This is a genomic window from Ornithinimicrobium cryptoxanthini (assembly GCF_023923205.1).
Classification (GTDB): domain Bacteria; phylum Actinomycetota; class Actinomycetes; order Actinomycetales; family Dermatophilaceae; genus Ornithinicoccus; species Ornithinicoccus cryptoxanthini.
On sequence record NZ_CP099490.1, the window covers coordinates 2,995,057 to 3,008,142 of the forward strand.

Consider the following 13,086-nt stretch of genomic DNA (forward strand, 5'->3'; position numbering starts at 1 on the left):
CGACGTCCGCGCCCACCGGTGCGCAACTCTTGCGCATGTGCATTTCTTGCGCATACACTGACCGCATGAACGACGAGCTGAACACCCGCTACTCCGACGCCGTGAGCGCGCTGAGCGAGGTCGACCTGACCTCATCCACCTCGGCGGTGACCTCGTTGACGCGGGCTCGGGACGCCGTGCAGTCCGCGCTCGATGAGGCGATGGCTCAGGCCGTCACCCTCGAGGGCGCCTCGCTGCGGCAGGTGGCGGCCCTGGCCGGCATCGCACCCAACAGCGTGTCGCCACGACTGGCCCGCTCGGCCACGCTCTCGGCCTACAGCCGGGACGGCCGGGTCGATGCTGCCGGCATCACGCTCGCGAGGGCCGACAACCAGGAGGACGCACCGATGAGGTTCGTCCGCCGCAAGAGCAAGGGGAACACCCGTGACTGACCCGAACTACACCCACATGGCCTTTCTGCTCGACGCCTCCGGCTCGATGGCCACCATCAAGTCCGACATCGAGGGCGGCTTCAACGCCTTCATCACCGACCAGCGCACCCAGCCCGGCCGGTGCACCGTCACCCTCGCCGACTTCTCCAGCCCCGGCGACTACGTGGTGAGGTATGCCGCCAAGGACCTCTCGCAGGTCCCTCCCCTCTCCCTCGAGCCGCGGGGCATGACGGCCCTGCTCGACTCGATCGGGCGCCTGATCAGCGAGACCGGCCAGTTCCTGGCGGGGCTGCCGGAGGACCAGCGACCGGGCCTGGTGATGGTCGGCATCATGACCGACGGCCACGAGAACAGCTCGCGCGAGTGGAAGCACCAGGCCATCAAGGAGCTCATCGAGCGCCAGGAGCAGACCTACCAGTGGGTCTTCAACTACCTCGGTGCCAACCAGGACGCGATCGAGGTTGGGGCCACCCTCGGCGTGCGCGCCGACTCCGCCTTGACCTATGCGCCGGATGCGGCGGGGTCGGCGATGGCGGCCTACTCAACCTCGATGTCTTCACTGCGCGGGGCCGTCGCCGCTGGCGCGAGCGTCGGCTCGGCCCGCAAGCGCGCGGCCTACACCGACAAGCAGCGTCGAGAGGCCGCCGAGCGCTGAGCTGCGCATGTCCCACGATGAGGGCGAAGCCGTGCGGCTGGTCCGGGTCGGGCCGCCTCAGGCCCGCAGCTGCGGCTCGTGGCTGGCCAGCGCCTCGGTGAGGCCGGGCACGCCGTCGGCGCCGGTGAGCACGGTGAGGCTGGAACCCGTCAGGTCCTCGCCGACCGGCTCGACCCGGCCGCCCAGGTGCGCGGCCAGGAAGCCCTCGGCGAGCGCGGTGAACGCCGTGTTGTTCTCCGGCCGCGCGAAGCCGTGTCCCTCGTCGGGGAACAGCACATAGGTGACCGGGATCCCCTTGTCCTGCATGGCAGCGACGATCTGGTCGCTCTCGGCCTGCTTGACCCTCGGGTCGTTGGCGCCCTGGGCGATGAGCAGCGGCCGGACGATCCGGTCGGCGTGGGTCAGCGGGGAGCGCTGCCTGAGCAGCTCGCGCCCCTCCTCGGTCCGCGGGTCACCCACGCGGCGGGCCAGCTGCTCGAACATCGCGGTCCAGTAGGGCGGGATGGTCTCCAGCAGGGTGTGCAGGTTGGACGGCCCGACGACGTCGATGCCGCAGGCGAACAGCTCGGGGGTGAAGGCGAGCCCGGCCAGGGTCGCGTAGCCGCCATAGCTCGCCCCCATGATCGCCACCTGGTCGCGACTGGTGACCCCCTGCTCGACCGCCCAGCCGACCGCGTCGACCAGGTCCTCGTGCATCGCAGCTCCCCACTCGCCGTCGCCGGCGTTGATGAAGTCCTTGCCGAAGCCGGTCGAGCCGCGGAAGTTGACCTGCAGCACGGCATACCCGCGGTTGGCCAGCCACTGGACCCAGTCGTCGAAGCGGTAGGCGTCGCGCCACCACGGGCCACCGTGCACGAGGAGCACCATCGGCACCGGCCGACGCGGCAGGCCGCTCGCCGTGTCGGCCGTGCCGGCCGGCACACTGAGATAGCTAACCAGGAGCCTGCCATCCCGGGCCGGGATCTCCACCGGCGTCATCGCGACCAGCGGTGCCGCCTGCAGCGCGGGCCGAGACCGGAAGAGCTCGGTCACCCGACCGGAGTCACGGTCATAGAGGTGATAGACGCCAGAATCCCCGGCCGCCGAGCGCATGACCATCCAGGTCCGGTCGTCCAGCGTCCGGGTGAGCACGGTGACCTCGCCCGTGCCGTCTTCCTCGAGCCGTTCCAGATCGGCGGCCACCCCCTCGTCGACGACGGTCCACTCCTTGCGCAGGTAGGTCACGGCAGCGGCCTGCACCTGCCCCGTCGCGGGGTGGAGCAGCACGTCCTCGACGTCGGCGCGGGCGTCCTGGTGCACCAGCCGACGCGCGCCGCCAGCGGTCGGCACGGCATACAGGCCCGTCGTGTCCCGACCGCGCGAGTCGAGCAGATAGAGGATCTGGCCGTCGTGCGTCAGCGACAGCGCCTCGGTCGTGAGCGCGTCCTCGAAGCCGATGTCCTCGACCCGCTCCCAGCCCTCCCCGCGCCGGGCGAGCAGGTCGACCCCGCCGTCGGGGCGCGTCCGCACCGCGTAGCGCACGACGAACTCGGCGTCCGCGAGGTAGCGGGCGAAGCCGTCGACGTTCTCCTCGACCAGCGTGCGCTCGCCGGTCTCCAGGTCGATCCGATAGAGGTCGTGCCACCGGGCGTCCCGGTCGTTCATCCCGACGAGCACCTCGTCGGGGCGGTCGTGGCTCAGTCCGGCGACCTGCGCCGTCGTCTGCGGGTATGGCGTGAGGTCCCGGGCCTCCTGCCCGTCGAGGGTGACCCGGTGCAGGTGGTAGTCCTCGTCCCCGCCGTCGTCCCGCAGGTAGAGCAGGGTGTCGGGACGGTAGGTCCAGAAGTAGGCCTGGATCCCCCGGCTCGTGTCGCTGGTGACCGGCTCGGCGGCCGACGGGTCGTCGACCGGGGCCACGAAGACGTTGATCACCCCGTCCAGCGGGGCCAGCCAGGACAGGTGCCGCCCGTCCGGGCTGAGCTGGACCGCGGCCCGCTCCGGGTTGCCGAAGATGGCTGAGCGGGGGATCAGGGGGACGTCGGTCGCGCTCGTCGTGGGCATGGGTCGATTGTTCCCGCTCGTCGGGTCGGGCGCACCCAGGTTCTGGTGGTCGTCTTTGACGGGAACGGATGACGACCTGGGTCGGCACAGGCTCAGGCGCCCAGGTCTCGCCGCCGTCGCTCCAGCACCCGCACGAGGTCCCGCCGCCGACGTGCGTCAAAGGGCACCACGCCGTCCCGCACCTGTTCCACGACGTCGGCGGTGGCGGCCAGCACCTCCGCCAGGACCCGTTCGACCGCGGGTGGTGGCACGCCAATCTCGTCACCGAACTGCCGGAGGGCCTTGGCCGTGAGATTCTCGCGCCTCCCGGCCAGCGACAGCGCGAAGGTCGTGTCGCCATAGGGCACGGTCGATGGGATGTCATAGATCGACGCGACCGTGCGGTCGGCCGACCCCACCACCGACAGGTTCTTGGCGTGCAGGTCGCCGTTGCCGGTGGCCCACGCGAGCACCACCTGCTGCAAGATCGCCCGCAGGGCCAGAGGACGGGAGCGGCACACCGCGGCCAGGGCGGTCGCGAGGTGTTCCATGCTCACCGCATACTTGTCCGCGGGGTGGATCCCCAGCACCTGTGCCCCGTCCTCCACCGCCAGACGCCGAAGGCCACCTCCCTGAGCGTCGGGCACTCGGTCGAATCGGGTCACCAGGAGGCCGGGGCGACCGTGGCGGTCGCGCACCACCTCGGCGTCCACCACCGGGTGCCGCAGGCGCCGGGCGACCCGGAGGAAGAACGCCTCGCTCTCCACGACGTGTGGGAGCTCCGGCACCTCAAACTTCAAGAGGTGCGCTCTGCCCTGATGCGCCAGCGGCACCGTCAGCATGCGTCCCGACACCTTGTCCTGCACGCCGGCCAGCGCAGACGGGTCTCCGATCCCCTGGGTCGCCAGGAGGTCAGCGAAGTCAACGTCAGCGAAACTGCCTTTGACCACCGCCGGGCTGACAGCAGCAGCGGTGTTCTCCGGCTGGGTCAGCACCTGCACGTCACCGACTGGGTCAGCGCCCACGGCCAGCAACAGGGACAGCTCGTCGTCCGCGCTGGTCTTGACCGCTCTGCGCAGCGCGGTCAGCCGGCGGCCCTCGGGCAGCAGGTTCGCAAAGAAGGCAGGCACCGCGCCCGCCACGGTCCGCACCGGCTCCTCGGTCAGCGGGAGGGTCGTGGCGACAGCCCTGCGACCCGAGTCCAGGTATGCCGTGGTGTAGGCGAACTCCACACCACCCGCAGTTCTGGTAAGGGTCGCCGCAGGCTGACCATCTTTGACGACATGGGCGACCTGGATCTCGCGCGGGTCGGAGGGAGTCCCCGCACCGACGCGGGTCATGGCGTCTCCGTGGGCACCAGCTCAAGGCGGAGGCCCAGGACCTCGAGCACGGGCTCCACCTTGTCAAGGCGGACGCTGGGCTTGCCTGACTCGAGCAGGCGCACGAACCGCTCGGACACTCCTGCCAGCTCGGCTAGGTCGACCTGCCGCAGGCCGAGCTCTCGCCTACGGTCGGTCAGCTGCTCATGCCACGCCTGCATAACACCTCCACCATCAGCACGATCGTGCCGGTTTCGTCCAGTTTGACGCCTCCCAGGCCGCTTGTCTAGATGAACCGGCACGATCGTGCCTCATGCGCGTGACAAAGCGCATTTTCGCCCGATCCCTCTGGCCGACAGGCACGATCGTGCCTGTGGGGCCGCGTTGGTCTAACCTCAGTTGAACTCCACTGTCTTATAGCTTATGCAGATAAGTGATAAGATGCCCCATGGTCGATCTCAGCTGGCCGGCGGTCTCCCAGGAGCCTCGGGCATGGGCACCCACGCATGGCGCGGTGGGCCTGACGCGACGTGAGCGCTTGGCCGCGTCCCAGACCTCGTATGACGCGGCAGTGGTCGCGGAGATCGCCGTCCTCACACCGGCCCTCCCTGCGGACGTCACGGCCGAGGCCGAGGATGCGGTCGCCGAGCTCGCGAGATTCGACGAGAGCATGGGGCGGGACGTCCTGCCCTACTCGGCTGTGCTGTTGCGGGGTGAGTCGATCGCGTCGTCTGACATCGAGCACATCACCTCTTCGGCTCGTAACATCAGTCTCGCCGAGGTGACCCGTGACGAGAGCACGGGCTACGCTAGCCTCGTCGCTGCCAATGTGCGGGCCATGCGACGAGCGATCGACGTCGCGATCGCCCCGGACGTGGCGGGTGTCCTCACCCTGCACGAAGAGCTGATGCGCCATGACCCGCGCCACGAGGCTGGCGCCTTCCGCGCCGAACAGGTGTGGATCGGTGGGCACGACTCCACTCCCGTGGGGGCGCACTTCATCCCGCCCCATCACGAGCGCATCGCTGCTGCCATGGACGACCTGGCTCGCTTTGCCCGCCGGACTGATCTGTCGCGGATGGCTCAGCTAGCCCTGACCCACGCACAGTTCGCGACCATCCACCCGTTCACCGACGGCAACGGCCGCACCGGGCGTGCGCTGATGCACGTCATGCTCAGGGAGAGCGGGCTCGTCCAGCACGGCGTGGTCCCGGTCTCAGCCGGCCTCCTGACAGACACACGCGGCTACCACGAGGCCTTGGATGCCTACCGCGACGGCGATCCGGAACCGATCGTCCGGCTTTTCACAGCCAGCTCGCTGAAGGCGGTCACCAACGCCAGCCGCCTCGTGACAGAGGTGCGGGAGATCCGACAGTCTTGGGATGCGCGCGTCCGCGCTCGCAAAGGCTCGACGACGTGGCGGATTGCGGACCTGCTCCTGCGCTACCCCCTCGTCACTGCCAGGACCTTGCACGACCACCTTGGGACCTCGCCGACCAACGCACCCCGCGCCATCGCGCCTCTGCTCGAGGCCGGTGTGGTGCGAAGCGGCAGACACTACGCGTCCAGGTCCGCCTACTGGTGGAGCCCCGAAATCACCGACGCCGTGGATGACTTCGCTGTCCGCGCCGGACGGCGGCACCTGTGAGCGTCGACCCGGCCTGAGCGGACCGCCACGATGTTGGTCGTGACGCAGCGTCCTCAGTTTCAGGACCTGGGAGCGTTGTTCCAATTTTCCACTTGTTCCCGTGGCATGAACATATGCGCGAAGTGGAACGCAAAGAGCACGCTCTAGGGCGCGACGGGCTGCTCAGGGTCGTCATGCGCTTGCTCAAGGCCCTGAACTTGGACACTCGATGGGACTACCTCCCCCACAAGGGAACCGACGCTCAAGTAGTGGACGGGCATCTGGAGGTGCGGTGGGCAGGCGGCGAGCACGGCTTTCAAGCCCATATCAGGCGCACCGTCCGCCCCAGCCTCATCACACTGGCCGGACCACCTCCCAACAACACCATTCTGATCACCGAGCACGTCACTGACGGCGTGGCCAAGGCACTCGAGCGGATGGGGTGGGCGGGATATGTTGATGCCGCTGGCAACGCATCTCTCGCCGCGCGTCGCCACGAGTGAGGCGAGCACTCGCCCGGCCTCTTGTGGCGTGTCAGTGAGCGGGGCGTGCCTGCGTGGCCGCTGAACTGGGCGTCGACGCGGCCCCGGCCGGGCGCGCCGCCCCCTTCACGGCCTGCGGAAGAAGGAGGACCACCAGCGAGTCCTCCGGACCCTCAGTCCCGAGGAAAAGGGAGAAGTGCTCCAAGTGTGGCGGCGTCGCCTGCTCACTCGTCGCTTGCATGCGTGGCGCACCCCCTGGGGGTGAGTGGAAACAGTTGCATACGATCCCTAGTTATGACTACCTCGAAGATCGACCTCCTTGAATGGGCTATGGCCCCGGACGGCGTACCGTCCGAGTCGATGCACCGCCTAGCCCAACAACTGCTCGGTCATGACGTGTCGGGCGTAGAGGTGATTCGGCGTGGATCCAACCTGGTACTCAAGGACACGGCTGAGACGACCGTCTTTCGCGTTCAGCATGTGTGCCGATCACGGGAGGTCGAAGAGAACCTGCAGCTCGTCGCCTCACTCGACAGTGCGGGCGCTCCCGTCGTGGCAGCAAGGAACGAAAGGGCCGCGAAGGACGGCAGCGTCGTCGTGACCGCGTGGCCAAAAGGCCTCCCAGCGGGGACAACGGATCAGCGTGCCCTCGGCGCCACCCTCAACGCGCTGCACGACATCACGCCACCTGCGGCCCTGCCCACTGTGGATGTGAGAGCCAGATTCGAGGAGCGCCTCACGGGGTTGGATGCTGACGTGCCGGTAGACATCGTGACAGCTCTGTCCAAACATGCGGACCTCGCCGTGACGGCGCTGGAAGAGTCCCTGGCATCCGGCAGTGTGCTGTTGCACGGCGACGCTCACATCGGGAACCTGGTTTGGCTTCGAGATAGTGCCAGGTTCATCGACCTGGATGATCTGTGCACCGGTCCTCGCGAGTTTGATCTCGCCCCATCCCTCGTCTCCTACCATCGGTTCCACCGTGATGATCGGCTGTGGTCCGATTTCCGGGCTGGCTATGGTGATGACCCGGACTGGGAACTTGCCGAGCGACTCACCGTCGTTCGGGAGGCCACGATGAACACCTGGCTCGCCACCCTCTGGGCGTACGACTCGGCAGCACAAACCGAACTTCTGCACCGAATAGATACCTGGGACACCGACTGGAAGGACCATGACCCTTGGCGTCCGATCTGAGTCCTGCGCTGCCCCATGAGTGGCTCGCCCCATGGAGCAGCCGGACAACTATCCGGCTCGTCCTCGTCAAAGAGGTCACCTCGCCCGCCGTAACAACCGGGGAATCCAAACCCATTGCAGACGTCTTGCAGTTCGGACGTCTGGCGGCACACGTGCGTCAACACGGTGCTATCCTTCCGAGGTGCAGATCCGTTGACGACGTCGATCCACAGCACGTCAGGTGGAACCGGGTAGAAGGACGGTTGGAGACCAACCGAGCGATCCATTCACTCTGGAGCATGCCAGGGGCAGGCACGGACTTCATCGTCCAATTGGTCGACATCACTCCTGCGGACGGCATCTCCGATCTCGTGGCGGCTCTGGAGGATATGTACTACGGGGATCTCACGCTAGGTCCACAAGATCCGCCACCGCCACCAGAATCAGGTGGCTGCGTCGCGCGCACACACCAGATGGTCGTATTCTCCGAACCTGGCGAGCGTGAACTAACCGATGACGAAATCCAGCGGCTCATCTACCGCGCTGATATGCCTGCTCGCGGGGAATACAGCAGCATCCGTCGTCCCGATGAACTCAATCGCCGCCCGGGCCGTGGAGCAGCTCTTGGCCCTTTCGTCACGGTACTTTGGGGTCAACAAGACTACATCGAAAACTGCGCATTTCTATCCGTTGTGGTGGGCACCGCCGCGGTCAGTGTCATCGCCGACGCTCGACACCGACTCCTAGCCGAGATCGCAGCCTTGGGGCGTGAACTGGGCGAGCAAAGCACAACTGAGCGCGCCGTAGCGAGCGTTCAACAGACACGCCTGCGACTGGAAGCTGTAAACCGCGTCATAGCGGGCACCGAGAATAGAATCGCACTTTGCATCGACGGTCTCTCCACGATGATGCCGTACATTCCTGCCCTTCGGGTTGAAAGTTACCACCGAGCTCTCTTTGAAGCATTTGATACTGAAGGGAACCGGAGTGCGCTCGAAAGACTTCTCGTAAGGTTGAACGAACTAGTGCGATTAGAGCAGGATGCCTTAGATTCCCGCATGACGATCCAGTCAGAAGCTCGATCGAAGCGTTGGTCTTTGAGCATCGGTATCGCCTCAACTTTGACCATACCGTTCGGCATCATCTTCGGTTTCTTTGGGATTGGAGCCGCTGAGATTGACGCCTCACAGTCAATGTTCGCCACACGCTATCTGCCGCTATTTGCGATCGTAGCCGGGCTGATGTTCGCCATTATCGCCCTCCACTATATTTTATATCGAGTGCACCGAAGTCGCGACGCCGCTCAACGCCGACCAATCCGTCCTGGCGCGCCCGTGAGCCGTGCCCCAAGGGCGAGACTGACTCATTCCAAGAGCATCACATCAGACCCTGTGGGATCTAAACCGGTTTCAATGAGAGAGGCAAGTCCGGAAAAGCCCAGCATCACAGCGGGATCCTTATCTCACACTGAGTCTGTAGCCGATATCTCGGGCCATTCTGCGCCCTTATCTGGGCCATTCGACGGTGAAGAACCGCCCGACGACGACGCCCCGAACCGCCATCCGCACCATTCCACGCCTGTCGAGAGGGAAGACTCCGAACAGAGGACGCAACGAATTCATAAGAAGTCGCACTAGAACCGACTGGACAAGTTCCGCCGCCAACTGGGCCGCCACGATCACCACTTCCTGTTTGCGCGACCCGTGCCTGACCCCGTACTGGGCGGGGCGCCCGAACGGAGCGACTCGCGCTGGGACTGCAGATACTTCTTCTCTTGGTAGACTACGATGCGCCGAGGGTAGACTTCTACCATGAGCCTCAATATCAAGAACCCCACCACGCACCGCCTGGTGCGTGAGCTCGCGGCGGCGACGGGCCAGTCCCAGACCGCGGCGGTCGAGGATGCCGTGCGCAGAAGGCTCCGCGAGGTCCAGTCCGAGAGCGGTCCCACGGTCGAGCACCGGGACCGGCACGCGCGAGCGCGGCGGATCGCTGAGGCGTTCCGCGAGGATCTCTCCGAGGACGAACTCCGCCGCATCAGGCACTCCGAGGACTGGCTCTATGACGAGCACGGGCTGCCTCGATGATCCTCGACACCTCCGCGCTCGTGGCCATCTTGACTGACGAGGAAGACAGCGAGGTCCTGCTGAACCTCGCTGTGGAGTCAGCGCACCTGCGGATGAGTGCCGCCACTGCGCTGGAGGCCTCGATCGTCCTGGACAGCCGCTCCTCACCTCAGCAGCGTCGGCGGCTCGATGACCTCCTTGCGGCACTTGCTGTGGAGATCGTGCCCTTCGATGCCACGCACTGGGCCCTCGCCCGTGAGGCCTACCGAGACTTTGGCAGGGGCTCGGGACACCCGGCTCGGTTCAACATGGGCGACTGCTACGCCTACGCCCTGCACCGCGCGACGGGCGAACCCTTGCTCTATGTTGGCGACGACTTTGCTGCGGCAGGAGTCCCCCGAGCGGCACCATGATTTGCGTGACACGGATGCCGCCACCGACACGCGCACATTTCCCTCGTCACGGAGCTGCGGGGCCACAGACCCTGGTGCCGCCGAACCATCACTGCCACACTTGGTGTGGCGGAGCTCTCGCTCCAGGTTGTGCTCCGGCGTCCTTCGCGCACGAGAGGCACAGACATGAGGACACACACTGCACGCGCCACTGTGATCACTGCGGTCGCCGCCACCTGTCTCCTGGGGTTTCCCCTGGGGGCCGCGGCCACCGGGCCGGCCACGCCGACAGCGACCCGCGGGGCACAGCACGCTGAGGGTGACTTCCTCGCGTCGGTTGACTTCAGCTCACTCCAGGCCCGTGATGTCCGGGGCAACAAGTGCGAGTTCACCGTGAACGGAGCCCTCACGCTCACCGGCACCGTGACCGGCGAGGCCGTCGGCGTGACCACGGCCGTGATCTTCGCACCGTGCGCTGACGCGCTCGCCTCCCCACCAGGGACCTACTTCGACCTCTTCCGCTTTGAGGGCGAGTTCACGGGCGAGGTGCTCGGCGAGTCCGTCAGCGGGCAGCTCAGCTACGCCGGCCGCACCCGGGTCGGCGGTGCCATCGACGCCATCATCCTCCTGGACGGCGACGACGCGCGGGCCGTCCTGCGGGCAGACGCTCAGGTCGCCGTGGGCGGCACGTATGCCGGGGTGGCCAAGAAGTCCTGAGTGGCCGCCTGGGCGGACGGGTGGTCTCTGACCACGCCGGGGTACCCCCATGGTGACAAGGGTCTCACGATGACCTATTCCACTCATCGCTGAGATCTGGTCTGATGAGACCATTCCCGCGGGGGAACGCCCCAGCGGTGTTCCGTCGGCGGAAGCAGCAACCATGAGCACAACGTTCCCGAGGAAACACGCTCCCCTTCCTCTCCTCATCCTGTGCCTTGCCCTACTGACTGCATGTGCCGGCACGTCAGAGCCACCGGATGCTGCCGCGCCGGCCACGGTGACCGCAACCGTCACGCATACGGTCGAACCAACCCCTGCGGCGACGAGCGCGACCGATGATGAGAGCACTGCACAGGTGACCGTGACCGAGACGGTGACGGTCACCGAGACAGCCGCCGCGACCGCTGCGCCCACTCAGGAAGCCGAAAAACCTGCCAGTGACGCCGCCCCGAAGCCGTCGGATATCACCAGGTCTCAGGAGCAGGCGATCGGTTCCGCAGAGTCCTACCTTGAGTTCACCCACTTCTCCAAGAAGGGCCTCATTGGCCAGCTGTCCTCCGAATATGGTGAGGGCTTCTCGGAGGCCGATGCCACGTTCGCGGTGGAGTACCTCGAGGACAACGGCCTCGTGGATTGGATGGAGCAGGCAGTCGGTTCCGCAGAGTCTTACCTTGAGTTCACGCACTTCTCCCGGCAGGGTCTGATCGACCAGCTGATGTCGGAGTATGGGGAGCAGTTCACGCAGGCCCAGGCCGAGCACGCCGCTGACGCCGTCGGTCTCTGACCTAATCGCCATCGCCCCGACGCGGCAGCAGGCTCACTCCACCTCGGGCGCCTCGGTGCTGCCGTCGTCGTGGATCTCCTCGGACATCCGGTCCAGCTCCGCGTCCTCGACTCTCGCACCGGCCTGCTCCATCCCTTCTTGGAGGTCCTCCCGGACGGTCGCTGGCTCGGCACCCTCGTCCCAGCTCTCGACGCGCTCGACCACATTCTCAGCGGCTTCCTGTCGGGCGTCGGAGACTTCGTCGGTGGCACTGCCGGTGGGTTGGTCGCTCATCTGACTACCGTAGGGCGGCACCGCTCAGCGCGCTCTCGCTCGCGCGACCCCCGCCATGAGGGAACCCTCGCCCGTGATGACACCGGAGCGTGAGCAGCGACTGTCGGCGCTCGGTGCCAGACTCGACTCATGGTGGCCGACCAGCGCCACACCGACTCGAGGAGGCACCATGCCCCACGGCGACATCACCCACATCGACATCCCGGTCAGCGACATGGACAAGGCCCAGACCTTCTACAGCACGCTCTTCGGCTGGCAGATCGCTGAGATCCCCGGCTACGAGGGCTACCCGATGTGGCAGGCGCCCAACAAGATCAGCGGCGGCGGCCTGGCACCGCGCAGCGAGGGCTTCACCCAGCCCCGGTCCTATGTCGAGGTGGACTCGATCGACGACACTCTCACCAAGGTGACCGAGCAGGGCGGCAAGATCCTGATGGAGAAGGACGCGATCAGCGAGACCAGCTGGTGGGCGATCTTCGAGGACCCGGACGGCAACGCGGTCGGGCTCTACGAAGGAGTCACTGACACCGGCGAGTGACGTCGCCGGACGTGCGGTTCGCTCGTCGGCGCTGGGTGGCGGGCGACTCAGAACAGGTCGCGGTGCCGCGCGAAGTGCTCCCGCGCCGGGCCGTCCGGCCCCATGCCATAGACCCGGAGCAGCTCAGCCAGCGCGGGGTGCGAGCCCTCAAGCGCCGCCGCCGCTGAGCTCAGCTCCTGGCCGGAGGCGACGGCCCGCAGCAGGTTTCGCATGCCATCCACCACCGCGTGCTCGCCGGTCGGGCTGGCCTGCGCCTCGGTGCGGGTCCAGTGGCCGGTCAGAGCCTGGATGTCATCCAGTCGCGCTGGCAGGTCCTGCGCCGACACACTCCCCGCGCGGACCCCGTCGGCCAGCTCCTCCAGGACGTGCATCCGGTGCAGCACCGCCGGGTTGCCGATCTTGACGCGCTGGGCGTTCATCAGCTGGGACAGCATCGGCGGCGACATCCCCAGGACCCGCGACAGACCAGCCTGAGTCAGCTCGAAGGCACCCATCAGGCGGCGGAAGGCGTCGGCGAGCGGCTCGCCATACGCCTCCCGCTGTGCCTGTCGGTTGCGCTCGACGGTCTCCACCACGCTCAGCACCTCCCTCATCGTTTGCGTCC

General features: G+C 66.8%; 16 protein-coding genes. 11 read left to right on the plus strand and 5 right to left on the minus strand.

The features are described from left to right. The first annotated feature begins 65 nt into the window (after nt 1-65). Both NF557_RS13755 and NF557_RS13760 read left to right on the plus strand, forming a co-directional pair. Nucleotides 66-431, plus strand: coding sequence for a hypothetical protein (locus NF557_RS13755; protein ID WP_252620095.1), 366 nt, complete (start codon nt 66-68; stop codon nt 429-431). Further along, nucleotides 424-1,086, plus strand: a complete 663-nt coding sequence (locus tag NF557_RS13760) for a vWA domain-containing protein (RefSeq protein ID WP_252620097.1) — start codon at nt 424-426, stop codon at nt 1,084-1,086. Before NF557_RS13755 ends, NF557_RS13760 begins: the two co-directional genes overlap by 8 nt. A 57-nt stretch (nt 1,087-1,143) precedes the next feature. Here the strand turns inward: NF557_RS13760 and NF557_RS13765 are convergent, their stop codons facing one another. The 3 genes from NF557_RS13765 to NF557_RS13775 form a co-directional block, all read right to left on the minus strand. Continuing rightward, entirely contained in the window at nt 1,144-3,126 is a 1,983-nt protein-coding gene (locus NF557_RS13765; protein ID WP_252620098.1) for a S9 family peptidase, read from the minus strand. 92 nt (nt 3,127-3,218) lie between these two features. Then, nucleotides 3,219-4,445 carry a type II toxin-antitoxin system HipA family toxin gene (locus NF557_RS13770; RefSeq protein ID WP_252620099.1) on the minus strand — a complete coding sequence of 409 codons (1,227 nt, stop codon included), beginning with the start codon at nt 4,443-4,445 and terminating at the stop codon, nt 3,219-3,221. Further along, nucleotides 4,442-4,645: a type II toxin-antitoxin system Y4mF family antitoxin gene (locus NF557_RS13775; RefSeq protein ID WP_252620100.1), complete on the minus strand. Its 204-nt coding sequence runs from the start codon at nt 4,643-4,645 to the stop codon at nt 4,442-4,444. The genes NF557_RS13770 and NF557_RS13775 overlap by 4 nt, the downstream gene beginning before the upstream one ends. 227 nt (nt 4,646-4,872) lie before the next feature. On the opposite strand from NF557_RS13775, the gene NF557_RS13780 reads away from it, so the two are divergent. From NF557_RS13780 to NF557_RS13815, 8 genes are all read left to right on the plus strand, one after another. Next, complete coding sequence (locus NF557_RS13780) at nt 4,873-6,072, plus strand: Fic family protein (RefSeq protein WP_252620101.1); 1,200 nt, start codon at nt 4,873-4,875, stop codon at nt 6,070-6,072. A gap of 113 nt (nt 6,073-6,185) precedes the next feature. Next, nucleotides 6,186-6,554: a hypothetical protein gene (locus NF557_RS13785; RefSeq protein ID WP_252620102.1), complete on the plus strand. Its 369-nt coding sequence runs from the start codon at nt 6,186-6,188 to the stop codon at nt 6,552-6,554. Between the two features lie 273 nt (nt 6,555-6,827). Then, nucleotides 6,828-7,730: a phosphotransferase enzyme family protein gene (locus NF557_RS13790; protein WP_252620104.1), complete on the plus strand. Its 903-nt coding sequence runs from the start codon at nt 6,828-6,830 to the stop codon at nt 7,728-7,730. Between the two features lie 242 nt (nt 7,731-7,972). After that, nucleotides 7,973-9,346 (plus strand): hypothetical protein, encoded by a 1,374-nt coding sequence (locus NF557_RS13795; RefSeq protein ID WP_252620105.1) that lies wholly within the window; start codon nt 7,973-7,975, stop codon nt 9,344-9,346. 174 nt (nt 9,347-9,520) lie between these two features. Then, nucleotides 9,521-9,796 carry a type II toxin-antitoxin system VapB family antitoxin gene (locus NF557_RS13800; protein ID WP_252620106.1) on the plus strand — a complete coding sequence of 92 codons (276 nt, stop codon included), beginning with the start codon at nt 9,521-9,523 and terminating at the stop codon, nt 9,794-9,796. Next, the gene (locus tag NF557_RS13805) at nt 9,793-10,188 is read left to right on the plus strand and encodes a type II toxin-antitoxin system VapC family toxin (protein WP_252620107.1); all 396 of its coding nucleotides are present in this window, start codon (nt 9,793-9,795) and stop codon (nt 10,186-10,188) included. Before NF557_RS13800 ends, NF557_RS13805 begins: the two co-directional genes overlap by 4 nt. Nucleotides 10,189-10,353: 165 nt before the next feature. After that, a complete protein-coding gene (locus NF557_RS13810; RefSeq protein WP_252620108.1) occupies nt 10,354-10,884 on the plus strand; it encodes a hypothetical protein in 531 nt (176 codons plus the stop codon). A gap of 358 nt (nt 10,885-11,242) precedes the next feature. Beyond that, on the plus strand, nt 11,243-11,671 hold the full coding sequence (locus tag NF557_RS13815) for an Ltp family lipoprotein (protein WP_252620110.1): 429 nt from the start codon (nt 11,243-11,245) through the stop codon (nt 11,669-11,671). A gap of 33 nt (nt 11,672-11,704) precedes the next feature. Here NF557_RS13815 and NF557_RS13820 read toward each other — a convergent pair whose 3' ends face one another. Beyond that, entirely contained in the window at nt 11,705-11,944 is a 240-nt protein-coding gene (locus tag NF557_RS13820; protein WP_252620111.1) for a hypothetical protein, read from the minus strand. A gap of 169 nt (nt 11,945-12,113) precedes the next feature. On the opposite strand from NF557_RS13820, the gene NF557_RS13825 reads away from it, so the two are divergent. Continuing rightward, complete coding sequence (locus NF557_RS13825) at nt 12,114-12,482, plus strand: VOC family protein (protein WP_252620112.1); 369 nt, start codon at nt 12,114-12,116, stop codon at nt 12,480-12,482. Nucleotides 12,483-12,529: 47 nt separating this feature from the next. On the opposite strand, the gene NF557_RS13830 is transcribed toward NF557_RS13825, so the two are convergent. After that, nucleotides 12,530-13,075, minus strand: coding sequence for a hypothetical protein (locus NF557_RS13830; protein ID WP_252620113.1), 546 nt, complete (start codon nt 13,073-13,075; stop codon nt 12,530-12,532). Nucleotides 13,076-13,086 lie beyond the last annotated feature (11 nt).